This window comes from Lysobacter sp. A286, assembly GCF_054052105.1.
Window position 1 is genome coordinate 1156379 of the sequence record NZ_JBSVRJ010000001.1, and the last position, 22840, is coordinate 1179218.

17 protein-coding genes are annotated in these 22840 nt (G+C 64.6%); 7 read left to right on the top strand and 10 right to left on the bottom strand.

Going from position 1 to position 22840, the window contains the following annotated elements; genetic code table 11:
- Genes ACW7G0_RS05445 through ACW7G0_RS05455 form a run of 3 tightly spaced genes read left to right on the top strand, consistent with a single transcriptional unit; the run spans position 1 to position 2378 of the window.
- A complete protein-coding gene (locus tag ACW7G0_RS05445; protein ID WP_456988151.1) occupies positions 1–1380 on the top strand; it encodes a UDP-glucose dehydrogenase family protein in 1380 nt (459 codons plus the stop codon).
- Positions 1377–1619 (top strand): SlyX family protein, encoded by a 243-nt coding sequence (locus ACW7G0_RS05450; RefSeq protein WP_456961615.1) that lies wholly within the window; start codon positions 1377–1379, stop codon positions 1617–1619. The genes ACW7G0_RS05445 and ACW7G0_RS05450 overlap by 4 nt, the downstream gene beginning before the upstream one ends.
- A gap of 39 nt (positions 1620–1658) precedes the next feature.
- Entirely contained in the window at positions 1659–2378 is a 720-nt protein-coding gene (locus ACW7G0_RS05455) for a DUF2058 domain-containing protein (protein ID WP_456988153.1), read from the top strand.
- Between the two features lie 189 nt (positions 2379–2567).
- Here ACW7G0_RS05455 and metH read toward each other — a convergent pair whose 3' ends face one another.
- From metH to ACW7G0_RS05470, 3 genes are read right to left on the bottom strand one after another with little or no spacing between them, the layout of a single operon-like run.
- Positions 2568–5258 (bottom strand): methionine synthase, encoded by a 2691-nt coding sequence (gene metH / locus ACW7G0_RS05460; protein ID WP_456988154.1) that lies wholly within the window; start codon positions 5256–5258, stop codon positions 2568–2570.
- Positions 5259–5278: 20 nt separating this feature from the next.
- Positions 5279–6385, bottom strand: a complete 1107-nt coding sequence (locus ACW7G0_RS05465; protein WP_456988156.1) for a homocysteine S-methyltransferase family protein — start codon at positions 6383–6385, stop codon at positions 5279–5281.
- 18 nt (positions 6386–6403) lie between these two features.
- Entirely contained in the window at positions 6404–7384 is a 981-nt protein-coding gene (locus tag ACW7G0_RS05470; protein WP_456988157.1) for an ArsR/SmtB family transcription factor, read from the bottom strand.
- A 142-nt stretch (positions 7385–7526) separates the two neighbouring features.
- Between ACW7G0_RS05470 and ACW7G0_RS05475 the strand changes: the two genes are divergently transcribed.
- The 4 genes from ACW7G0_RS05475 (at position 7527) to ACW7G0_RS05490 (ending at position 15766) form a co-directional block, all read left to right on the top strand.
- Positions 7527–8708, top strand: coding sequence for an acyl-CoA dehydrogenase family protein (locus ACW7G0_RS05475; protein WP_456988158.1), 1182 nt, complete (start codon positions 7527–7529; stop codon positions 8706–8708).
- A 213-nt stretch (positions 8709–8921) separates the two neighbouring features.
- Positions 8922–13940: an NAD-glutamate dehydrogenase gene (locus tag ACW7G0_RS05480; RefSeq protein WP_456988162.1), complete on the top strand. Its 5019-nt coding sequence runs from the start codon at positions 8922–8924 to the stop codon at positions 13938–13940.
- 105 nt (positions 13941–14045) lie between these two features.
- Positions 14046–14819: an NAD kinase gene (locus tag ACW7G0_RS05485; protein WP_456988164.1), complete on the top strand. Its 774-nt coding sequence runs from the start codon at positions 14046–14048 to the stop codon at positions 14817–14819.
- Between the two features lie 41 nt (positions 14820–14860).
- The gene (locus tag ACW7G0_RS05490) at positions 14861–15766 is read left to right on the top strand and encodes a 5'-nucleotidase (protein ID WP_456988166.1); all 906 of its coding nucleotides are present in this window, start codon (positions 14861–14863) and stop codon (positions 15764–15766) included.
- 30 nt (positions 15767–15796) lie between these two features.
- Here the strand turns inward: ACW7G0_RS05490 and ACW7G0_RS05495 are convergent, their stop codons facing one another.
- Genes ACW7G0_RS05495 through ACW7G0_RS05525 form a run of 7 tightly spaced genes read right to left on the bottom strand, consistent with a single transcriptional unit; the run spans position 15797 to position 22839 of the window.
- Positions 15797–16354: a DUF2939 domain-containing protein gene (locus ACW7G0_RS05495; RefSeq protein WP_456988167.1), complete on the bottom strand. Its 558-nt coding sequence runs from the start codon at positions 16352–16354 to the stop codon at positions 15797–15799.
- Between the two features lie 3 nt (positions 16355–16357).
- On the bottom strand, positions 16358–17044 hold the full coding sequence (locus ACW7G0_RS05500) for a DUF2461 domain-containing protein (protein WP_456988169.1): 687 nt from the start codon (positions 17042–17044) through the stop codon (positions 16358–16360).
- Positions 17041–18519 (bottom strand): exodeoxyribonuclease I, encoded by a 1479-nt coding sequence (gene sbcB / locus ACW7G0_RS05505; RefSeq protein WP_456988170.1) that lies wholly within the window; start codon positions 18517–18519, stop codon positions 17041–17043. Before sbcB ends, ACW7G0_RS05500 begins: the two co-directional genes overlap by 4 nt.
- Before the next feature lie 4 nt (positions 18520–18523).
- The gene (locus tag ACW7G0_RS05510) at positions 18524–19912 is read right to left on the bottom strand and encodes an FAD-dependent oxidoreductase (protein ID WP_456988171.1); all 1389 of its coding nucleotides are present in this window, start codon (positions 19910–19912) and stop codon (positions 18524–18526) included.
- Positions 19913–19945: 33 nt separating this feature from the next.
- Complete coding sequence (gene kynU, locus ACW7G0_RS05515) at positions 19946–21220, bottom strand: kynureninase (RefSeq protein WP_456988173.1); 1275 nt, start codon at positions 21218–21220, stop codon at positions 19946–19948.
- Between the two features lie 40 nt (positions 21221–21260).
- The gene (locus ACW7G0_RS05520; RefSeq protein WP_456988175.1) at positions 21261–22271 is read right to left on the bottom strand and encodes an amidohydrolase family protein; all 1011 of its coding nucleotides are present in this window, start codon (positions 22269–22271) and stop codon (positions 21261–21263) included.
- 22 nt (positions 22272–22293) lie between these two features.
- Complete coding sequence (locus ACW7G0_RS05525; RefSeq protein WP_456988177.1) at positions 22294–22839, bottom strand: 3-hydroxyanthranilate 3,4-dioxygenase; 546 nt, start codon at positions 22837–22839, stop codon at positions 22294–22296.
- Between the last annotated feature and the right edge of the window lies 1 nt (position 22840).

Here is a 22840-nt window from a genome sequence, read left to right on the forward strand (position 1 = left end):
ATGAAGATCAGTATTTTCGGGACCGGTTACGTCGGATTGGTAACCGGTACCTGCCTGGCGGAGGTGGGTCACGACGTGGTCTGCGTCGATATCGACCAGTCCAAGGTGGACGGGCTGAACCGCGGCGAGGTATCCATCTTCGAGCCGGGCCTGACCCCGATGGTGCAAGCCAACCACGCGGCCGGCCGACTCCAGTTCACCTCCAATGCGGTCGATGCGATTGCTCATGGCGAGGTGATATTCATCGCCGTGGGCACGCCGCCCGACGAGGATGGCAGCGCGGACCTGCAATACGTCCTGGCAGTGGCGGCGACCATCGGCCAGCACCTGTCGCAATCGACGTTGGTGGTCGACAAGTCGACCGTCCCGGTAGGCACCGCGGACACCGTGCGCGCGACGATCGCGGCCGAGCTGGACAAACGCGGCGTCCGGATTGATTTCGAGGTTGTGTCCAATCCCGAGTTTCTGAAGGAAGGCGATGCCGTCAACGATTTCATGCGGCCGGACCGGATCATCCTGGGCACCGATGATCTCGATGCCGTGGATAAGATGCGGCACCTGTATGCGCCTTTCGTGCGCAGTCACGACCGCTTCGTGGTGATGGACGTGCGCTCGGCCGAGCTGACCAAGTACGCCGCCAACGCCATGTTGGCGACCAAGATTTCCTTCATGAACGAGATCGCCCACATCGCCGAACGGGTCGGCGCGGATGTCGAAATGGTGCGTCAGGGCATCGGCTCGGACCCGCGTATCGGTTGGCAGTTCATCTATCCCGGCGCCGGTTACGGCGGTTCGTGCTTTCCCAAGGATGTGCAGGCATTGGCCCGCACTGCCCACCAACATGGTCATGAGCCTCAGCTGCTGAATGCGGTCGAGAGGGTCAACGAGCGCCAGAAAGATCATCTTTTCGAGTTGATGCAACGTCACTACGGCGATGCATTGGCGGGCAAGACCGTTGCGGTATGGGGATTGGCGTTCAAGCCCAATACCGACGACATGCGCGCCGCGCCCAGCCGTCGATTGCTGGAACAGCTGTGGTCGGTCGGCGCGAAGGTGCAGGCGTTCGATCCCGAGGCGGCTGCCGAAACCCGCCGCATCTTCGGCGATCGCGAGGATCTGCTGTTGTGCGATTCGGAGTACGCCGCGTTGTCCGGTGCCGATGCGCTCGTGGTGGTGACCGAGTGGAAGCAGTTCCGCAGCCCGGACTTCTCCCGCCTCAGCGAGGAACTTGCCGACGCGGTCATTTTCGACGGGCGTAACCTGTATCCGCCAGACGAAGTGGAAACGGCGGGTATCGCCTATTACGGCATTGGTCGTGGCCGCTCGATCCTGGCGGCGGGCGATCATGATGCCGGTCCGGCGGGCAGGGTGCCCCGATGAGCGATCGTCCTGGCACCAGTGTCGAGCAACGGCTGGTCGAGCTGGAAACGCGGCTGTCGTTCCAGGAGCACAGCATTGGCGAACTCAGCGATGCCCTCGCGGCGGCTCGCGACGAGGAGGCAGGCAATGCACTGCTATTGCATCGTGCGCTGCAGGAGCTGAGGCAATTGCGGGTCTCGGTTGCCGCCAATCCGCTTTCGGCTGATCCGTCCAGCGAACCACCACCACCTCATTATTGAAGGCCGCGTCCCGGCTTCGCGCCGGACCCGACGACCCCTATGAACGACACTCTTCGCGATCAGCTGCTGGGGCTGGGCTTCAAGCCTGCGCCCGAACCCAAGCGTCCTGCGGGCCACACGCGCGACGGCCGCCCGGATCGAAAAGCATCGGATGCCCGTGGCGAGCGGCGCCCAGGTGCGCAGAACCGCTCGGGCACCGCAGCGAACCGGTCTGGGAAGCCGTCCAGTCCGCCTCCTTCCGGAGCAGCTCGTCCGGGGCCTGGCCGGGCAGGGCAATCCCGTGGCGGGCAGGGCAAGCCAGGGCAAGGTAAGCCGGGCAACCCGCGCTCGCGCGAGGACATCGATCTGGCCAAGGCGTATGCCATCCGCGCCCAGCGCGAGAAGAACGAGCGTATCGCGGCGGAAAAAGTCAAGCAGGACGAAGCGCGCCTGCGGCGTGAGGCGCGCGCGAAGCTGGCCGAGCTGTTGAAAGGCAAGGCCCTCAATGCTGAAGCGGCCGACATCGCCCGGCATTTCCCCTACGGCGGCAAGATCAAGCGCATCCACGTCACCGCCGACCAGCTCAAGGCGCTGAATGCCGGTGAGTTGGGGGTGCTGCAGATGGACGGACGTTACCTGCTGGTTACCGCCGAGTTGCTGGCACAGGCCGAGCAGGTCTTCGCGCCTTCGGTCGCCCTGAAGGTCGATCCGGATGCGCCTGTTGCCGACGGTTCCTACGCCGACCCGCAGTACCAGGTGCCTGACGACCTGGTCTGGTGATACTTCAGCTCCGGTTCGATCCATCTGCGGGGTGGCGGGGGCGCCGGGAACGAATGCCCTTGGGTGCGAATGTCCCCCGGCACCGATGAAGCCGGTGCCTCCTCCTTTATTTCACACCCAAGGGCATTCGCACCCGTCGTTCCAGCGTGGCGGTGGTTCCAGAAGCGCAGGCCCGTCGGGCGAGGAACCTCATTCCGGGTCGTAGTCGAGGTTCGATGCCAGCCAGCGTTCGGCCTGGGCCAGGTCGACGCCCTTGCGGCGGGCGTAATCGACTGCCTGTTCCTTGGACACCCGGCCGACCACGAAATATTGGCTGCGCGGGTGGCTGAAGTAGAAGCCAGAGACCGCCGCGGCCGGCGTCATCGCGAAGTTTTCGGTCAAGGTCATGCCGGCGTTGGTGGTCGGGTCGAGCAGGCGGAAGATCGTCGCCTTCTCGCTGTGCTCGGGACACGCCGGGTAGCCGGGGGCGGGGCGGATGCCGAGGTATTTCTCGTCGATCAGCGCCTCGGCATCGAGTGACTCATCCGGCGCGTAGCCCCAGAACTCGGTGCGCACCCGCTGGTGGAGTCGCTCTGCCAGGGTTTCGGCGAGACGATCGGCGAGCGCTTTGAGCAGGATCGCGTTGTAGTCGTCGTGGTCGGCCTCGAAGCGCTGGATATGCGGCTCGATCCCGATCCCGGCGGTCACCGCGAACGCGCCGATCCAGTCCTGTTTGCCACTGTCTTGTGGGGCGATGAAATCGGCCAGGCAGAAATCCGGGCGCTCAACGGGCTTGTCGACTTGCTGGCGCAGGCAATGGATCGTTTCCGGCTTGCCATCGACCTGGGCGACGATGTCGTCGCCATCACTGTTGGCTGGCCATAGTCCGAACACGGCCTTCGCGGTCAGCCATTTCTCGTCGATGATCCGCTTGAGCATCGCCTGGGCATCGCGGAACAGGTCGCTGGCGGACGCACCGACGACCTCGTCGGTGAGGATGGCCGGATAGCGGCCCGCGAGTTCCCAAGCCTGGAAGAACGGGGTCCAGTCGATCAACTCAACCAGTTCGGTCAACGGGTAGTCGTCGAATACATGCAGGCCGGGCTGTTTCGGTGCGGGCGGGGTGTAGTCGTCCCAGCCACCCTGGAAACGCTGGCTGCGCGCCTTGTCCAGCGATACCAGCCGCTTCCCGTTGCCACGCTTGCGATGGCGCTCGCGGATCTCCGCGTAATCGGATGCGGTGGTGGCCACGAAGGCAGCGCGTTGTTCGGCGCTGATCATGGTCTGGGCCACGCCGACGGCACGCGAGGCGTCTTTCACCCAGATCGTGGCCGGCTTGTAGAACGGGTCGATCTTCAACGCGGTGTGCGCCCGCGACGTGGTCGCACCGCCAATCAACAGCGGCATGGTGAAGCCCTGGCGCTGCATTTCGCGGGCGACGTGGCCCATTTCCTCCAGCGACGGGGTGATCAGGCCGGACAGGCCGATCATGTCGGCGTTCTCGGCGATGGCGCGGTCCAGGATGACCTGGGAAGGCACCATTACGCCCAGGTCGATCACCTCGAAGTTGTTGCATGCCAGTACCACGCCGACGATGTTCTTGCCGATGTCGTGGACGTCGCCCTTGACCGTGGCCATGACGATCTTGCCGTTGGTCTTGCCGGTGTCGCCGGTGCGCAGCTTCTCGGCCTCGATGAACGGCAGCAGGTAGGCCACGGCTTTCTTCATCACCCGCGCCGACTTGACCACTTGCGGCAGGAACATCTTGCCGGCGCCGAACAGGTCGCCGACCACGTTCATGCCATCCATCAACGCGCCTTCGATCACGTCCAGCGGGCGGGTGGCTTCGGCGCGCGCCTGCTCGGTGTCCTCCACGATCCACTGGTCGATGCCCTGCACCAGCGAATGGCTCAGCCGCGCGCGCACCGGTTGCTCGCGCCAGGACAGATCCTCGACCCGCTTCTCGCCCTTCTTGCCGCGATAGCGTTCGGCCAGCGCCAGCAGCGTCTCGGTGGCCTCCGGATTGCGGTTGAGCACCACGTCCTCGACCGCGTGACGAAGCTCGGCGTCGAGGGTGTCGTACAGCGGCAGCGCGCCGGCGTTGACGATGCCCATGTCCATGCCGGCCTTGATCGCGTGGTACAGGAACACGACGTGGATGGCCTGACGCACCAGCTCGTTGCCGCGGAACGAGAAACTGACGTTGGAGACGCCGCCGGAGATGTGGCTGTATGGGAAACGACGCTTGATCTCACGGGCGGCTTCGATGAACGCGACCGCGTAGTCGTTGTGCTCCTCGATACCGGTGGCGATCGCGAACACGTTGGGGTCGAAGATGATGTCCTCGGGCGGGAATCCGACCTCCTCGGTCAGTAGCCGGTAGGCGCGCGAACAGATATCGACCTTGCGCTGCACGGTGTCGCCCTGGCCCTCCTCGTCGAACGCCATCACCACCACCGCCGCGCCATAGCGACGCACCAGCCGCGCCTGCCGCAGGAACTCGTCCTCGCCTTCCTTCATCGAGATCGAGTTGACGATGCCCTTGCCCTGCAGGCACTTCAGCCCGGCCTCGATCACGCTCCACTTGGAGCTGTCGACCATTACCGGGATGCGGGCGATGTCGGGCTCGGCGGCAATCAAGTTGAGGTAGGTGACCATCGCCTGCTCGGAATCCAGCAGGCCCTCGTCCATGTTGACATCCAGCACCTGGGCGCCGTTCTCCACCTGTTGCCGCGCCACGGCAACCGCCTCGTCGAAGCGGTCGTCCTTGATCAGTTTCTTGAACTGCGCGCTGCCGGTGACGTTGGTGCGTTCACCGACATTGATGAAGTTGCTTTGCGGCGTGATCGTCAGCGGTTCCAGGCCGCTGAGGCGGGTCTGGCGGGCGATGGGCGAATTCATTCCAGCGGCCTCGACGGTCGTCATGCCGGGACGGCCGCGTCGGCAAGGCTCGGCAGCCGCCGCGGCGCAACGCCGCGCACGGCCTCGACGATCGCGGCGATGTGGGCCGGCGTGGTGCCACAACAGCCGCCTACCAGGTTCAACAACCCGGACCTGGCAAACTCGCCCAGCATCCCGGCCATGTCTTCGGGCGTCTGGTCGTAGCCGCCGAACGCATTCGGCAGCCCGGCATTGGGGTGGGCGCTGACGCAGGTGTCGGCGATCCGCGACAAGGTATCGACGTGGGGCCGGAGCTCCTTGGCGCCAAGGGCGCAATTCAAGCCGATGGACAGCGGTTCGGCATGGCGCAACGAGTACCAGAATGCTTCGGCGGTCTGGCCCGAGAGCGTGCGCCCGGAGGCATCGGTAATCGTGCCCGACACCATCACCGGCAGGCGGGCGCCACGTGCCTCGAACGCCTCGGCAATCGCAAACAGTGCGGCCTTGGCGTTGAGGGTGTCGAACACCGTTTCCACCATCAATACGTCCGCGCCGCCGTCGATCAGGCCATCGGTGGCTTCGCGGTAGGCGATCCGCAGGTCGTCGAAGCTGACCGCGCGGAAGCCGGGACGATTGACGTCCGGGCTCAAGGACGCGGTGCGACTGGTCGGTCCGATTACGCCGATCACGAAGCGTGGTTGCTCCGGCGTCGTTGCCTCGGCCGCGTCGCAAGCGTCACGAGCCAGGCGTGCGCCGGTCTCGTTCAACTCGCGGGCAAGGTGCTGCAGGCCGTAGTCACCCAGCGACGTGGTGGTCGAGTTGAAGGTATTGGTCTCGACCAGGTCGGCACCGGCATTGAGGTATTCGGCATGGATCGCGCCGATGAGGTCCGGTCGGGTCAGGCTCAGCAGGTCATTGTTGCCGCGTTGGTCGCGAACGCAGCCGCAATCGGGGCCGTGGGCGTGGCCGTCGATCGAGTGATCGCGGTCGAAGCCATCGACGAAACGCTCGCCGCGGTAGTCGACTTCCTCCAATCGGTGTTGCTGGATCATCGTTCCCATCGCCCCGTCGATTACAAGGATGCGTTCTTGCAGGACCCGTTGCAGGGTTTCGGCACGGTCGGGGTTGAGCCAGGGCAGGGTCGTCATCGCGGTATCTCGCTTTGGCTAACGTTTGGTGGGTGCGGTGGTTTTGGTCGACTTGGGTTTTTTACCGTCTGCAGGCTTTCGGCCCAGCAGCGCAATCACCTCGAAATGTGGCGGGCGGCGCTCCCGGGTCACCGACTCGCAGCTCTCGATCGCGAAGCCGGCCTTGCTGGCGAACCGGCTCAGCTCCTTCTCGCTGAAACCCAGGTTGACGTGGCCATACGCGTCCACCACCGAGCGATGCTCGTGGCTGGCCAGGCTGGTCAACAACAGGCGACCGTTGGGACGCAGCACACGCGCTGCCTCGGCGACGGCGTGGGCGGGATGATCGGCGTAGGTCAGCGCGTGCATCAGTACCACCAGGTCGAAGCTGGCGTCGGCAAACGGAAGTTCGTGCATGTCGCCTTCCTGCACCTCCACGTTCTCGAGCTTGCGCAGCCTTTCGGAGGCGGCAAGTACCACCTTGGTGCTGGAGTCCAGGCACACGTAACGATTGGAATGCGGCGCCAGCAGTTCGGCTAGGACGCCATCGCCGGAAGCGACGTCGAGCACGTCGCCGGGCTCAAGCAGCGGCAACGCCGAGCGTGCCATCGCCTCCCAGGTCCGGCCGGGCGAGTAATGGCGCTCCATGTCACCGGCCACGGTATCGGCCCAGTTCTGGTCGGCCGCGCGCATCGCCAGCACATCCGCCACCCGTTCCGCGTCCTGCCGCAGCAGCGGGTCGTCGCTACCCTCACGCAGGGTCGTCCACAACGCGCGTTGCGCCGGGTCCAGAGCCGGTCCGTCGAACCGGTAATACGCCGACACCCCGGCGCGGCGATCACGCACCAGACCGGCTTCCTTGAGCTTGGCCAGGTGGGTGGAAACGCGTGGCTGTGCCAGCCGGGTGATGGCCGACAGTTCAGCGACAGTCAACTCCTCGCTCTCCAGCAGCGCCAGCAGCCGCACCCGGGTGGCGTCGGCAAATACCTTGAGGCGTGATGACCAGCCTTCCAGATCCATACATATGCACCTATCGCGATATAGCGATAAGTTTGCTGCCGTGGTGGGGCCCGGGTCAAGCGAGGGACGCGCCGAGGAGTTCAGTCACGAGTCCGGTTGTGGGTTCGGTTAATTCTCGCGCAGGGCTACAATTGCAGCATTCGTGACCAGCAGAGGTATCAGCGTGGATTTTCGTTTCAGCGAAGAGCAGTTGATGATCCAGGATGTCGCGCGGCGTATCGCCCGCGAAAAGATCGCACCCAGCGCGGAGCACCACGACCGCACCGGCGAATTTCCACTGGACAATATCCGCACCCTCGGCGAGAACGGCCTGATGGGCATCGAGGTGCCGACCGAGTACGGCGGCGCCGGCATGGACCCGATCTCCTATGTGTTGGCGATGATCGAGATTGCCGCGGCCGACGCCGCGCACTCCACCATCGTCTCGGTCAACAACTCGTTGTTCTGCAACGGCATCCTCAAGTTCGGCACCGAGGAGCAAAAGCAGCTTTACGTGCGCGCGATCGCGGAGGGCAAGGAGATCGGCGCGTTCGCGCTCACCGAGCCGCAATCGGGCTCCGATGCTACGGCGATGCGTTGCAAGGCGACCAAACAGGCGGACGGCAGCTTTGTGGTCAACGGCAAGAAGAGCTGGATCACTTCCGGCCCAGTCGCGAAATATTTTGTGCTGTTCGCGATGACCGATCCCGACAAGGGCGCGCGGGGCATCACTGCTTTCATGATCGATGGCGAGCGTGCCGGCTTCCATCGTGGCAAGACCGAGCCGAAGCTGGGCATCCGCGCCTCGGCGACCTGCGAGATCGAGTTCAACGATTACGTGGTCCAGCCCGACGAAGTGCTGGGCGCGGAAGGTGAGGGCTTCAAGATCGCTATGACGGTGCTGGACGCCGGCCGCATCGGCATCGCCAGCCAGGCGATCGGTATCGCCCGTGCGGCGTACGAGGCTACCCTGGACTACGTCAAGGAGCGCAAGGCATTCGGGCAGCCGATCGGTGCCTTCCAGATGACCCAGGCGAAGATCGCCGACATGAAGTGCAAGCTCGACGCCGCCATGCTGCTGACGTTGCGTGCGGCGTGGCAGAAGGGCGAGTTCGACAACGGCGGGGCGCGCTTCAGCAATGAAGCCGCCATCGCCAAGCTGACCGCGTCCGAGGCGGCGATGTGGATCGCCCACCAGGCGTTGCAGATCCACGGCGGCATGGGCTACTCCAAAGAGATGCCGATCGAGCGTTATTTCCGCGACGCCAAGATCACCGAGATCTACGAGGGCACCAGCGAGATCCAGCGCCTGGTGATTGCGCGCAACGAGACTGGCCTGCGCTGACATGCAGACCCGGCACTTCCATAACTGTCGTTTGATCGCTGCCTTCCATGGGCAGCGCGGCTGCGATCGCCGCGATATCCCGATCGTTGCAGCTGGCAATGGGGTCCGTTTACGGGTCCCGGACGCTGCCTGCATGCCATTTTCTGTCTACTGATTCCCGAGCCTTGGCCCACGCAATTGCGTGGGCCTCACTGCATTGGACCCAACGATCGCATGAGCACTCAACGAAAAGCCCCCGCGCGCGCCGCTGCCGGCAAGACCGCCACCACCAAGAAAACAGTCGCGACCAAGACCGCAAAGACCGCACCGCGCAACACGAGCGACGGCGTGACGCTGGAGCCCATCCTGGCCGCAATCCGCAAACGCCTGCCCAAGGCGCAGCATGCCGAGGGCGAGGCCTTCGCCAAGGCTTTCTACCAGCGCATGGGTGATGACGAGCTGCCCAAACATACTGCTGAGGGCTGGGCGGCACTGGCTGCCGACATGCTCGATTTCGCGCGCAAGCGCAAGCCTGGCGTGGCGTTGGTGCGCCTGTTCAACCCGACCCGGGCCAGTCATGGTTGGGAATCGCCGCACACGGTGCTGCAGATCGCCAATGACGACATGCCGTTCCTGGTCGATTCGGTGACCATGTCATTGGCCGAGCAGAATATCGGCTTGCATGTGCTGGGCCATCCGGTCATCCAGGTCTCGCGTGACAAGACCGGCAAGCTGCTGAAAGTGGGCGAGGGCGAGCCGGAATCAATGATGCACCTGGAGCTCGACCGCCTGCCGCACGAGGCGATGCCGGATATCGAGAAGGCGGTGCAAGGCGTGCTTGCCGATGTGCGGGCAATCGTCAGTGACTGGGCCGAAATGCACGGCAAGATGGTTTCGGTCGCCGACGACCTGACGGAACGAAAGCTTCCGGTCAGCGAGGCCGGTCGCGAGGAAGGCCAGCAATTCCTGCGCTGGGCCGCCGACGACCACTTCATTTTCCTGGGTTACCGCGAATACGACGTGGTCGACCAGGGCGGCGAGGACCTCCTGCGCGCCGTCAAGGGCAGCGGGCTGGGCCTGCTGCGCGGCAAGGACACGGGCAAGCCACGTGCATTGGCCACCCTGGCCGCGCATTACATGCCCCATTCCGGATCGGTCGATGCGCTGATCCTGACCAAGACCAACGCGCGCGCCACCGTTCACCGCCCCGGGTACATGGACTATATCGGCGTGCTGAGCTTCGACGACAACGGCAAGCCGACGCGCGAAGAGCGCTTCCTGGGCCTGTATACCTCCAGCGCATACACCCGGCGGCCATGGGACATTCCGCTGGTGCGCCAGCGCCACGAATACGTGATGAAGCAGTCCGGCCTGGCCGAAGACAGCCACAGTGGCAAGGCGCTTCGCCACATCCTGGAAACGCTGCCGCGCGACGAGCTGTTCCAGTCATCTGGAGAGGAACTGCTGAAGACCGCCCAGGGCATCCTCGGCTTGCAGGAGCGCGTGCGCAGCAAGCTGTTCTTGCGTCGCGACCGTTACGGCCGGTTCTTCTCCGGGCTGGTCTACATTCCGCGCGAGCGTTTCAACACCGATGTGCGCCTGCGCATCGAGGCCATGCTGAAACGCGTCCTGCACGGCGAACGCATCGACACCACGGTGCTGCTGGGCGAATCACCGCTGGCCCAGTTGCACTTGCTGGTACGACCGAAGACCGGCCAGTCCGGTCCGGGTGGGATGGTGAAGGTCGATAACGCGGCGATCGAGGTCGAGTTGGCGGAAATCGTGCGCAACTGGCGTGACGACCTGGCCGAGCTGCTGGTGCAGCGCCACGGCGAGGAACGCGGCCTGAGCATTGCCGAGACCTACGGACGAGCGTTGCCGGCAGGCTACATCGAGGACGTGTCGGTGGCGGTCGCGGCGGACGACGTGGAGCACCTGGCCGCGCTGGACGGTCCCGACGACCTGCGCCTGAGCCTGTATCGTCGCAGCCCCGGAGCTGGCGGGTTGCGCTTCAAGTTCTACCGTCAACGCGAGGACATCTCCCTTTCCGATGCCCTGCCGCTGATGGAAAACATGGGTCTGCGGGTGATCTCCGAGCACCCCTACCGGATGTATGCCGGCACCAACCTGATGTATATCCAGGATTTCGAGGTCGAGACCAGCAACCCCAATACCGATATCGAGGGCGTCGGTGAGAACTTCGAGGATGCATTCGGGCGGATCTGGCGCGGTGATGCCGAGAACGACGGCTTCAACCGCCTGATCCTGGCCGCTGGCCTGACCTGGCGCCAGGTGTCCGTATTGCGTGCCTACAGCAAGTACATCCAGCAAGTGGGCGTGCCGTTCTCACACAGTTACGTGGAAGAGACCTTTGCCCGCTATCCGGCCCTGGCGCGCTTGCTGGTGGAGTTGTTCGAAGCCCGCTTCGATCCTTCCACCGGTCGCGAGTCCAAGGCCGAGGTCAAGGCCGGGATAGAGCGGTTCAAGGACCAGCTCAGGCGCCTGTGTGGGGATGACCAGGCCTTGCGCGCCGCGTTGGAGCCGGTTGTCAGCGCACGAAGCGGCAGCCGGGCCGTCCAGTTGGACGCCACCAGGACGGCCCTCAAACTGCTGCTGGACCAGGTTTCCAGCCTTGATGAGGACCGCATCCTGCGCAGCTTCATGGACGTGATCGAAGCGACCCTGCGCACCAGCTATTACCAGGACGGTATTGGCGGCGCCGATTGTGGCTATGTCGCCTACAAATTCGATTCTGCACTGGTCCCCGACCTGCCCAAGCCGGTTCCGTATCGCGAGATCTTCGTCTACGGTCCGCGCGTGGAAGGCATCCACCTGCGCTTTGGTCCCGTGGCACGCGGTGGCTTGCGCTGGTCGGACCGTCGCGAAGATTTCCGTACCGAGGTTCTGGGCCTGGTCAAGGCGCAGATGGTCAAGAACACCATCATCGTGCCGGTCGGTGCCAAGGGCGGCTTCATCGTCAAGCGTCCGCCGGCCGATCGCGCCGAGCTGCAAGCCGAAGGCGTGGCCTGCTACAAGATGTTCATCAACGGTTTGCTCGACATCACCGACAACCTGGTGGACGGCAAGGTCGTGCATCCCGATGACGTGGTGCGTCACGATGATGACGACCCGTACATGGTGGTCGCCGCCGACAAGGGCACCGCGCGCTTCTCCGATACCGCCAACGCCATCTCCGCCGACCATCACTACTGGATGGGCGATGCATTCGCGTCCGGTGGTTCGGTGGGTTATGACCACAAGGGCATGGGCATCACTGCCCGCGGCGCGTGGGAGTCGGTCAAGCGCCACTTCCGCTCGCTCGGGGTCAACACCCAGAAAGAAGACTTCGTCGCGGTGGGTATCGGCGACATGTCAGGTGACGTATTCGGCAACGGCATGCTGCTGTCCAAACACATTCGCCTGGCGGCCGCGTTCGACCATCGTCACATCTTCCTTGATCCGGATCCGGTGGCTGCGACGTCGTTCAAGGAGCGCCAGCGTTTGTTCAAGCTGCCCGGCTCCAGTTGGGATGACTACAGCCGGGACCTGATCAGCAAGGGAGGCGGCGTGTTCCCGCGCAGCGCCAAGTCGATTCCGCTGACCGCGCCGGTCAAGGCCGTGCTTGGCATCGACCCGGACGTCGCCGCGATGAGCCCCAACGAGTTGATGGGCGCCATCCTGAAGGCGCCGGTCGACCTGCTGTGGAACGGCGGCATCGGCACCTACATCAAGGCCAGCAGCGAGTCGCATGCCGATGTGGGCGACCGCGGCAACAATGGTTTGCGTATCGACGGTCGCGATGTGCGTTGCAAGGTGATCGGCGAGGGCGGCAACCTGGGCATGACCCAGTTGGGGCGGATCGAAGCGGCCCATGCGGGCACGTTGCTCAACGCCGACTTCATCGACAACTCGGCCGGGGTGGGCACCTCCGATCGCGAAGTCAATATCAAGATCCTGCTCAACGAGCTGGTGAAGTCGAAGAAGCTGACCCTGCCGGCTCGCAACAAGTTGCTGGCCTCGATGACCGAGGAGCTGGCCGGGCTGGTGCTGGTGGACAACTACCGCCAGAACCAGGCGATCAGCCTGATGGAGCGCATGAGCGCGCCACGGCTGGGCTCCAAGCAGCACTTCATCCAGACCCTGGAGTCGCAAGGCCTGCTGGATCGCCAGATCGAGTACCTGCCTTCGGATGCGGAACTGGCCGAACGCAAGGCACGCGGACAGGGCCTGACCCGGCCCGAGCTGGCCGTACTGTTGTCATACAGCAAGCTGGTGTTGTTCCAGCAACTGGTCGACTCCAGCGTGCCGGAAGACAAGTACCTGTCGAAGGAGCTGGTGCGCTACTTCCCGGTGCCACTGCAGGACAAGTACGCCAAGGCGATGCAGGACCACCGCCTGAAGCGCGAGATCATCGCCACCGCGGTGACCAACTCGATCGTCAACCGGATGGGCGCCACCTTCACCTTGCGCATGCAGGAAGACACCGGCCGTTCCGCCGGCGAAGTGGCCGAGGCTTACACCATTGCCCGCGAGGCAGTGGATGCGCGGGCGCTGTGGGCAAAGATCGACGCGATGGACGGCAAGGTCATGGAATCGGTCCAGATCGATGCCCTGCAGACGGTCTGGGACCTGCTGCGTTCGGTGTCGCGCTGGTTGCTGTCCCGTCCCGGCCCGATGCCCGAGATCACCACGGCGATGGCTCGCTTTGGCGATGGCTTGAAGGCGGTGCATGCGGCATTGCCCGACACCATGTCTCCGGTTCGCCAGGAGGCCTTCAACACCCACTTGGCCGAGTGGAAGGCCAAGGGTGTGCCGAGCGCGTTGGCGGCACAACTGGCGGCGCTGCCGGCACTCGAGTTTGGTTGCGACATCATCGAGATCGCCAACGCACGCAAGTTGTCCCCGGTGGAGGCATCGCAGGCGTACTTCGACCTGGGGGCGGCATTGAACCTGCCCTGGTTGCACGAGCAGATCGATGCATTGCCGGTGGACGGTCGTTGGCAGGCGCTGGCGCGGGGGGCTTTGCGTGACGAGCTTGCGACCCAGCAACGCGTTCTGGCCAGCCAGATTCTTGCCAGTGGCGGCAAGAAGCCGGCCGCATCGAAAGTAGCTGACTGGCTGCAACGCGACGACGCCAGCCTGCGCTTTGCCCAGTCGATGCTGGATGAGCTGACTACCCAGAAGACCCTGGATTACCCGACCGTCTCGGTCGCGGTACGTCGGCTGGCGCAGGTAGCCGCAGCCGGCGCGTAAGCGGTTCGTTTGATGATGCACACGCAGCGGCGGCCTCAGGGCCGCCGTTTTTTCTGGTCATGACACCACTCGCGCTATCCTGCAGGCGACCTTCCGGAGCCGCCGATGACCGCGACATCCCGCATTGCGTTTCTTGCCAGTCCCACCGCCGACGCGCAGGCGGTGTGCAAACGGCTGGCCGCGATTCACGGCGACCATCCGCCCGAGCAAGCCGACACGCTGGTGGCCTTGGGCGGTGACGGCTTCATGCTGCAGACGCTGCATCGCCACGGCGGACTGAACAAGCCGGTGTATGGGATGAAGCTGGGTTCGGTCGGCTTCCTGATGAACCATTGCCAGATGGACGGGCTGGTCGAGCGCATCCATGCCGCCGAGCCTGCCGTGCTGCGGCCGCTGGAGATGGTGGTGCACACCGAGTCCGGCGTATCGGTGGGCTCGCTGGCCTACAACGAGGTATCCCTGTTGCGGCAGACCCGGCAAGCCGCGCACCTGTCGATCGAGCTCAATGGCCAGATTCGCCTGGAGGAGCTGATCTGCGATGGCGTGTTGGTGGCAACCCCAGCCGGCAGCACCGCCTACAATTTTTCCGCGCTTGGGCCGATCCTGCCACTGGGCGCGAACGTGATGGCGTTGACCCCGATTGCTGCGTTCCGGCCGCGGCGCTGGCGAGGTGCGGTGCTCAAGGCCGATACCGAGGTTCGCTTCCGGGTGCTGGACCCGTACAAGCGGCCGGTCAGCGCCACCGCAGATTCGCACGAGGTCCGGGACGTGGTGGAGGTGACCATCCGCGAATCGCACGACCGCACCGTCACGCTGCTGTTCGACCCAGAACACAACCTTGAGGAGAGGATGCTGGCCGAGCAGTTCATCAGTGGATGACGATCTCATCGGCTGCGACGGGGATCGCGCACAATGGGGTCATGCCAGACCATGTAGACCCGTTGATCGTTGCCATTTCCTCGCGGACCCTGTTCGACCTGGAGGATGGCCACGCCCTGTTCGAAAGCCAGGGCCTGGAAGCCTACGCCACGTATCAGCGCAGCCACGAAGACGATCTGCTGGAGCCGGGCGTCGCGTTCCCGCTGGTGCGGAAGCTGCTGGGCCTCAACGATGGCTCACCACCGGAGGCGCCGCGGGTCGAGGTGATCCTGATCTCGCGCAACTCGGCCGACACCGGCCTGCGGATATTCAACTCCATTGCACACCACGGCTTGTCGATCCAACGTGCCGCATTCAGCAATGGTGCGCCGCCGTTCCCCTATATCCGCCCATTCGGGGCCGACCTGTTCCTGTCCACCCACGCCGAGGATGTGCGCAATGCGCTGGCCGCGGGAGTGGCGGCGGCGACCTTGTTGCCGGCCAAGGCGCTGCTGCAGCGACAGGACCAACTGCGCATCGCGTTTGATGGTGATGCGGTGATCTTTGGTGATGAGGGCGAGCGGGTATCGCGGGAGGGAGGCCTGCTCGCGTTCGCCGAGCATGAGCGCAGCCATGCCGGGGTGCCGTTGTCGGGCGGGCCATTCCGCGGCTTCCTGGATGCCCTGCAGCGTTTGCAGAAGGCCTTTCCGGCGGGAGAGGATGCGCCGATCCGGACCGCATTGGTTACCGCTCGCTCGATACCGGCGCACGAACGGGTAATCCGCACCCTGCGCGATTGGGGTATCCGACTCGACGAGGCCCTGTTCCTGGGTGGACGCTCGAAAGGGCCCTTCCTGGAAGCGTTCGGCGCCGACATTTTCTTCGACGATTCCGAGCACAACATCGAATCTGCGCGTGGACTGGTTACAGCCGGTCATGTTCCGCATGGGGTTGCCAACCCGTACTGACGGCAGTTTCGCGCGCGCGGGCTGCGTCGTTCAGTAGTGCCGCATTTCCGTGCCGTCCAGGGGCAGGCGGATATCGGTCAGCTTCCAGCGCAGTCCATCCCGGGTGAGGACAAACCGGATGGGCTCGCCGCCGTCTGAGTGGACGGTGGCTGTGAAGCGCGACGGCGACTGGAACCGGTAGCTGGGTTCGCGCAGCGGGTTCGCCGGTGGCTCCGGGGTGAAGGCATTGTCGCCCGTATCGCCGACGATCCGATGCCAGGTGCTGCGGCCCTCAAGCAACGCCGCCAGTCCCGCAGGGCTGACCATGGTGTCGACGGCCACCCCCGCCATGCCGCTGGCCATGCGTGTGGCGACCGCGCCCAGCAGGCTGGACTGCAGATCCGGTCCGGCCCGACGCACCACGTAATCATCGATTTGCAGCTTGAGGTTTTCGCGCAGGGCCGGGAAGTCGACATGCTTGTCGAGCTTTGCCATGTTCTTGGTCTCCACCGCGTCGCGGATGGCGCTATACGCCAGATACGGGCCGGCGGCGACATAGCCCAGCAACACGATCGCGAGCAGACCCGCCAATACAAGCAGCTTTCTCATGACTCAGAACTCCAGGTCGACGGCGGCGCACAGGTAATCGGTGAAGCCGGCCAGGCCGGCGAGGTCGGTCTTGAGGGTTTCCAACAGGTCGGGGCCAGTGACCACGCTGTCCTCCAGTGCCCGCGAACCGATGAAATTCTTGCGCCGCAGGTCTTGGGCAAACTCGAACTCGGCGGGGAAACCCCGCGGCATCCGTATCAATATCTCGCTGTCGTCCAAGGTGAATCGCTTGCGGAAGCTTGTACCGTGCGCGGCGGCCTTCCAGCCGGCGGGATTGTCGAGGATGAAGTTGCGCACTCGGCGCAAGGTGTCCGACTCAGGGTGCCACAGGCCACTGCCGATGAAGCAACGGCCGGGCTGCACATGGATGTGGAACGACGGCGCTTCGATCTGGCGGCTGCGCTCATGGAACAACTTCACCCCTTGCCAGGTCTTGTAGGGCGACTTGTCATTGGCGAAGCGGATGTCGCGGTGGATGCGAAACAGCGAGCCGCCGACTTTCCGGCTTTCGGCGCGGTAATGCGGACTGATCTCGGCCAGCACGGGTTGCAGGTCGTCCAGCAGGCGCTGGAACGGCTCGCGTACATGCTTCTCGTAGCGGGCCTTGTTGGCATGGAACCAGTCGCGTGAGTTGTTGCGCGCCAGACCACGGAAAAACGTGAAGGTGGCGGGACTGAAATAGGCGTTCATGCGGGTTCGGCAGGCCGCGGCGGCGTGCCGGCGGGCGACAAACTGCGTTCGATATCCTGACGCCACTGGTCGATCTGGCCCAGCAACGCCAGTCGAGCTGGATCAGCCGAGTGCTGATCGCGCAGGCTTGCCAGCTCGGCATCAAAACTGGCGAAGCTGTACTCCGACAACGTCGTCCCCGATTGCAGGCGAGAGCGGCGATAGTCGTCCCAGCGGATGCGTTCGTCGGTATCGAGATGCTCGGGGAAGTTGCGGGCGCGGTAGCGGAACAGCAGTTCCGGCAGACGTGGGTCGCGGAAGTCGAACCTGCGCGCGCCCAGCGCTTCCGGGGCCGTGTTGCGGATGTCGGAGAACAATCGTTTGTCGGCGCCATCGACAAACCCGTCGTACAGGCTGGCATCGACGTCAGGGGTGTCGAACTCGCGTTCGCGGGAAAACACGGCGCGTACCTTCTCCACCAATGCCGGGCCGGCGTCGCGCAAACGCCGGGCCCGCTGCTCAGCCAGTTCGCGGTCGATGCCCAGGCGCTCGAAGTCGGTCGGCCGCAGGTGATCCCAGGCCGACAGGGCCGGGCTGCGGTTGAGGTGGATCTCCTTCAGCGCGATGCGCTCCACCCCCTCGGGCAGGTCCGCCGCACGTACATACAGGCGTGCGGCAATCGTGTCCGCATCCAGTGTGAGCAAGGCCTCGGGATCCTGGGTCAGGTCGTACACCAGCACCCGGCTGTCGATATACGGATGTCGCGCAAGCGGGATCACCGGTGCGGCGCACAGGCGGCTGGCGGGGAAGCGCTGGGATACATTCAACACCGGCGTCATCGCGACCACGTCGAGCAGGCTGGCGGCATGGCGCTTGTCGCGCAACCGCAGCGCGTAGTCCCACAGCCGGGGTTGGGCGGTTTTGAGTTTGCGGGCCAGGCCGATCAACGCGCGCACGTCTGACAGTGCCTCGTGGGCATCACCCTCACGGACATGGTTGGCTTCAGCCAGGTGCTCCAGTTTGAACGAGGTGGCGCCGTCCTCACGCTTTGGCCAGACCAGGCCTTCGGGGCGAAGTGCGTGGGCGAAACGGAACACGTCAAGTAAGTCCCAGCGCGAATTTCCGCCGCGCCATTCGCGCTCGTAAGCGTCAAAAAAGTTCCGGAAAAAGCCGTGTCGAACGAACTCGTCGTCGAAACGCAGCGAGTTGTAGCCGAGCGTGCAGGTTTCCGGTCGCGACATTTCTTCGGAGATCAGCGCCAACGCATCACATTCGCGCATCCCTTCATGCAGCGCTTGCTGTGGGGTGATGCCGGTGATCAGGGTTGCGACGGGGGAGGGCAGCAGGTCGTCCGCGGGCTTGACGAAGATACTGATCGGTTCGTCGACCGGGTTGAGGTCGGCGTCGGTGCGGATCGCGGCGAACTGGGCGATACGGGTCCTGCGAGGATCGGCGCCGAAGGTTTCCAGGTCGTAGAACAGGAACGTCGCGGGCATCGATTCAGTCTTCCGGCGGTAGCGGTGGCAGGCGTGCTACGACGGCGGCATCGACGGCGTCCCAGTCCAGGCCTTCGAGGTTTTCGCGGCCGCGGGTCAGTTCGACCAGCAATTCACGTTGCAGGTTGCCGCGTTCCAGCGCCAGTGCGTAGGGCATGTGGCGGAAGGTGACCATCGCGTAGCGGGGCACGAAGCGGGCGGGGTGGCGCTCGGCCAGCCGATGTTCGAGTTGGCGCTGCAACAGGTAATCCTCATCGTCGACGCGATCGCGCATCTCCAGGTAGTTCTCCAGTGCCATGTGCTGGATTGCGCGGGCGTTGGGAAGACGCTCGGCCTGGAAGCCGGCGAAGGCGTCGGCGCGGTCCTCGCTGCGGGCCAGGTGGTTCGCCAGCGACACGCAATCTTCGAAGGCGCAGTTCATGCCCTGGCCGTGGAACGGGACCATGGCGTGGGCGGCGTCGCCGATCAGTACCGCCCGGTGATCCAGATGCCAGCGGTCGAGGTACAGGGTGCCCAGCACGCCGGTCGGGTTGTGGTCGAAATCGTGTTCCAGCTCCGGGATCAGTTTTGAGGCATCTGCGAAGTCCCGGTCGAACAGCGCCCGCGCCTCGGCGCCGGTGCGGATGGTGTCGAACCCGGGAGTTTCGCCGGCCGCGTGGTTGGGCAGGAACAAGGTCACGGTAAACGTGGACTCGCTGTTGGGCAGCGCGATGCACATGTAACGCCCGCGAGGCCATATGTGCAGCGCATGGGGCTCGATCTGGAAGCCCTGGTCCGGACCGGGCGGGATCTCCAACTCCTTGTAGGAATGGTCGAGGAACTCGCCGCGCTCGCCCAGGTCGGTGGCAGCGGCCATCGCCTGTCGCAATGATGAGCCGGCCCCATCGGCACCCACCAGGGTCTGGAACGGGATCTCGCGGACCCCGTCACCACGGTCGTCACCAAACCGGGCAACGCAGTGGTCGAAGTCGACGCTGTCAAGCCGGTGGTGGAAGTGGATACGGGCGCCGGCCTGTTCGGCGATGTTCAGCAGGACCTCGTTGAGCTGACCACGATGGACCGACCAGATCACCTCGCTGTCGTCGCGGCCATAGCGCTGCAGGTCGACGCGACCATCGTCGAAATGGATCATGCGGCCGCGCATCATCACCGTCTGCGCCATTACCGCATCGTCCGCATCGGCTTGTCGAAGCGCATGGCGTCCGCGCTCGGCCAGGGCGAGATTGATCGATCGGCCACGCTCGTAACCCAGTTCGCGCAGGTCGCCGCGCTTCTCGTAAACGTCGACTTGCCAGCCACGTCGGGCAAGCAGGGTGGCGAGAAGGGCGCCGGCAAGGCCGGCGCCAATGATGGTCAGGTGTTTTGTGGAATCGGTCGGATCGAAGTCTGACATTGGGGAAGGCCTGCCTTTCGAAGCGGTGTGCCGTCAGCGTGCCTGCTGCCAGGTCTCGACGCCGTGGGCGAAGCGCAAGACGTCCTGATGGGTGTTGTAGAGCGGTGCCGGCGAGATGCGGATGACATCGGGCTCGCGCCAGTCACCCAGCACGCCGTTGGCGGCGAGGTGGTCGAACAAGGCGCGACCGTGCTCGCGACCGCCACGGACCCGGATCGACAACTGGCAGCCGCGCTGCGCGGGGTCGGTGGGAGTCAGTATCTGCAGCACGCCGTCGAGATGGTGCTGGATCAGTGATTCCAGGTAGCCGGTCAGCCGTCGTGATTTCTCGCGCAACGCGTGCATGCCGACCCGATCGAACAGATCCAGCGACGCACGCAGCGGCGCCAGGGCAAGGATCGGCGGATTGCTCAACTGCCAGCCCTCCGCGCCGGCCGTGGGTACGAACTGCGGGCCCATCTGGAAGCGTGTCGAGGGCTCATGGCCCCACCAACCGGCCATGCGCGGGACGCTCGCGTGGGCATGGCGCTCATGGACGAAGCAGCCGCCGACGGCGCCCGGGCCACTGTTGAGGTACTTGTAATGGCACCAGACCGCGAAATCGACCCCGCTGTCGTGCAAGGCCAGCTCGGTGTTGCCGACCGCGTGGGCCAGGTCGACTCCACACACAGCACCGGCTGCATGACTGAGTCGGGTGATTTCGCCGATGTCGAAAGCCTGCCCGGTGCGGTATTGCACGCCGGGCCACAGCACCAGCGCCAGGCGATGGCCGTGCTGGGTGATCGCCCGCTCAATCGCCGCCATGGAGAACACGCCGCCGGGCTGGTCGGCCTCCAGTTCGATCAGCTCGGTTTCGGGGGCAAATCCGTGCAGCGCAATCTGCGAGGACACCGCATAGCGATCCGATGGAAACGAGCCGGCTTCGATCAGGATTGCCGGTCGCTGCCGCGTTGGCCGGTAGAAGCTGGCCATCATCAGGTGCAGGTTGGCGGTCAGCGAGTTCATCGCGACCACTTCCTCGGGCTGGGCGCCAACGATGCGCGCCAAGGGCTCACGCATCAGCTGGTGGTAGCTCATCCATTGCGAATTGCCGCGAAAATGGCCTTCGACCGCTTCCATCGACCACTTGTCCAGCACGTCATCGACCTGGGCGCGCACGCCTCGCGGCTGCAGGCCGAGTGAGTTCCCCACGAAATAGGCCTGGTCACCGCCTTCGTGCTGCGGGATATGGAACTCGTCACGCAGGCTGGGCAGCGGATCGGCGGCATCGAGCGCCCGGGCATGGTCCGGGGATTGGATATCGGTCACTTGGTCAGGGTCCTCGAAGAAGGAAGGCGGGCAGTGGCGGTCATGCAAAACGCGACTTTGGCAGTCCCAGCCATTCCAGCGCGGTGCCGTGGTACAGCCGGGCTTGCTGGACTTCATCCAGTCCCAGCGCATCGATGCCCGCGCCCGGCGTTTGCTCGCCCAGCGGGAACGGGTAGTCCGTGCCCAGCATCACCCGGTCCGCGCCGCAGGCATCGAGCAGATAACGCAAGGCGGCATCGTCGGCGACCCAGGAATCGAAATACAGCCTGCGCAGGTATTCGCGGGGATTGCGCGGGTTGTCGGTGGCGACAAGGTCGGGGCGCATGTTGAAGCCGTGCTCGATGCGGCCGATGGTGTACGGGAAGCTGCCGCCGCCATGCGCCAGACAGATTTTCAGCTTCGGCAGTCGTTCCAGCACGCCGCCAAAGACCAGGCAACAGGCCGCGCGTGATTGCTCCGCCGGCATGCCGACCAGCCACGGCAGCCAGTACTTGGGCATGCTGTCGGCGCCCATCATGTCCCAGGGGTGCACCAGGATTGCCGCACCCAGCTCACTGGCTGCCTGGAAAAATTCAAACAGCTCCGGCGCGTCCAGGTTCCAGTCGCCGACATGGCTGCCAATTTGCACGCCCTGCAGACCCAACTGGTCCATGCATCGCTCCAACTCCTGAACCGCCAGCCGCGGTGATTGCATCGGTACCGTGCCGATGCCGGCGTAATGCCGCGGATAGTCGTGGCAGGTCAAGGCCATGTGGTCGTTGAGCGCCTGGTGCAGTTCCAGTGCGTGGTGCGGCCGCGCCCAGTAGCAAAACATCACCGGTACCGTGCTCAGTACCTGCACCTGCACATCGAACTTGGCGTAGTCCGCCACGCGCTCCTGCGGATCCCAGGTGTTGGACCAGATCTCGCGGAAAAACCTGCCATCCTTGTAGATGCGGTGCCGTCCGTCTTCGGTGTGGTGGATCACCGGAAAACGCAGCTCGCCGTACTTGCGCGCCAGGTCGGGCCAGTCGCGTGGCAGGTAGTGCGCGTGGGTATCGATCTTGAGCATGAGTCCAGTCTATCCGTGCAGGTCAGGTGTCGGCCATGACGTACTTGTCGGGCGCCGGGTTGAGGTGGCCGCACTGCTTGCAGCTACGGTGCTCACGGGAGGCATAGAAGTGCTCGAAGACCGGCGGGAAATCGGTCTCGATGTCCTCCAGGTGGAAAAATTCCTCGTACAACTTGTGGTTGCAGCGCTCGCAGAACCACATCAGCCCGTCGTCCTCGTGGGGCAGCCGCTTGCGCTCGACCACCAGCCCAATGGAGCCGGGCATGCGTTGTGGCGAATGCGGTACCCGCGGTGGCAGCAGGAAGATCTCACCGGCGCGGATCGGGATGTCGCGCACCGCGCAACGCCCATCCGCGCCAGCCTCCTGGATCCGCAGGATCATCTCGCCCTCGATCTGGTAGAACCATTCCGGTCCCTCGTCGAAGTGATAATCGCTGCGTACGTTGGGGCCGCCGACCACCATTACGATGAAGTCGCCATCGTGGACCACCTTGTTGCCGACCGGCGGCTTGAGCAGTTGGCGATGCTCCTCGATCCAGGCGTGCAGGTTGAGTGGGCTGGGCAGCATG

Bases quoted from the DNA above. Each gene is read 5' to 3' on its own strand.
- ACW7G0_RS05520 (WP_456988175.1), bottom strand. From the start codon at position 22,271: ATGCTCAAGATCGATACCCACGCGCACTACCTGCCACGCGACTGGCCC.
- ACW7G0_RS05490 (WP_456988166.1), top strand. From the start codon at position 14,861: ATGCCAGACCATGTAGACCCGTTGATCGTTGCCATTTCCTCGCGGACC.
- ACW7G0_RS05495 (WP_456988167.1), bottom strand. From the start codon at position 16,354: ATGAGAAAGCTGCTTGTATTGGCGGGTCTGCTCGCGATCGTGTTGCTG.
- ACW7G0_RS05480 (WP_456988162.1), top strand. From the start codon at position 8,922: ATGAGCACTCAACGAAAAGCCCCCGCGCGCGCCGCTGCCGGCAAGACC.
- sbcB (WP_456988170.1), bottom strand. From the start codon at position 18,519: ATGCCCGCGACGTTCCTGTTCTACGACCTGGAAACCTTCGGCGCCGAT.
- ACW7G0_RS05450 (WP_456961615.1), top strand. From the start codon at position 1,377: ATGAGCGATCGTCCTGGCACCAGTGTCGAGCAACGGCTGGTCGAGCTG.
- ACW7G0_RS05455 (WP_456988153.1), top strand. From the start codon at position 1,659: ATGAACGACACTCTTCGCGATCAGCTGCTGGGGCTGGGCTTCAAGCCT.
- ACW7G0_RS05485 (WP_456988164.1), top strand. From the start codon at position 14,046: ATGACCGCGACATCCCGCATTGCGTTTCTTGCCAGTCCCACCGCCGAC.
- ACW7G0_RS05525 (WP_456988177.1), bottom strand. From the start codon at position 22,839: ATGCTGCCCAGCCCACTCAACCTGCACGCCTGGATCGAGGAGCATCGC.
- metH (WP_456988154.1), bottom strand. From the start codon at position 5,258: ATGAATTCGCCCATCGCCCGCCAGACCCGCCTCAGCGGCCTGGAACCG.
- ACW7G0_RS05500 (WP_456988169.1), bottom strand. From the start codon at position 17,044: ATGAACGCCTATTTCAGTCCCGCCACCTTCACGTTTTTCCGTGGTCTG.
- ACW7G0_RS05510 (WP_456988171.1), bottom strand. From the start codon at position 19,912: ATGTCAGACTTCGATCCGACCGATTCCACAAAACACCTGACCATCATT.
- ACW7G0_RS05445 (WP_456988151.1), top strand. From the start codon at position 1: ATGAAGATCAGTATTTTCGGGACCGGTTACGTCGGATTGGTAACCGGT.
- ACW7G0_RS05465 (WP_456988156.1), bottom strand. From the start codon at position 6,385: ATGACGACCCTGCCCTGGCTCAACCCCGACCGTGCCGAAACCCTGCAA.
- ACW7G0_RS05470 (WP_456988157.1), bottom strand. From the start codon at position 7,384: ATGGATCTGGAAGGCTGGTCATCACGCCTCAAGGTATTTGCCGACGCC.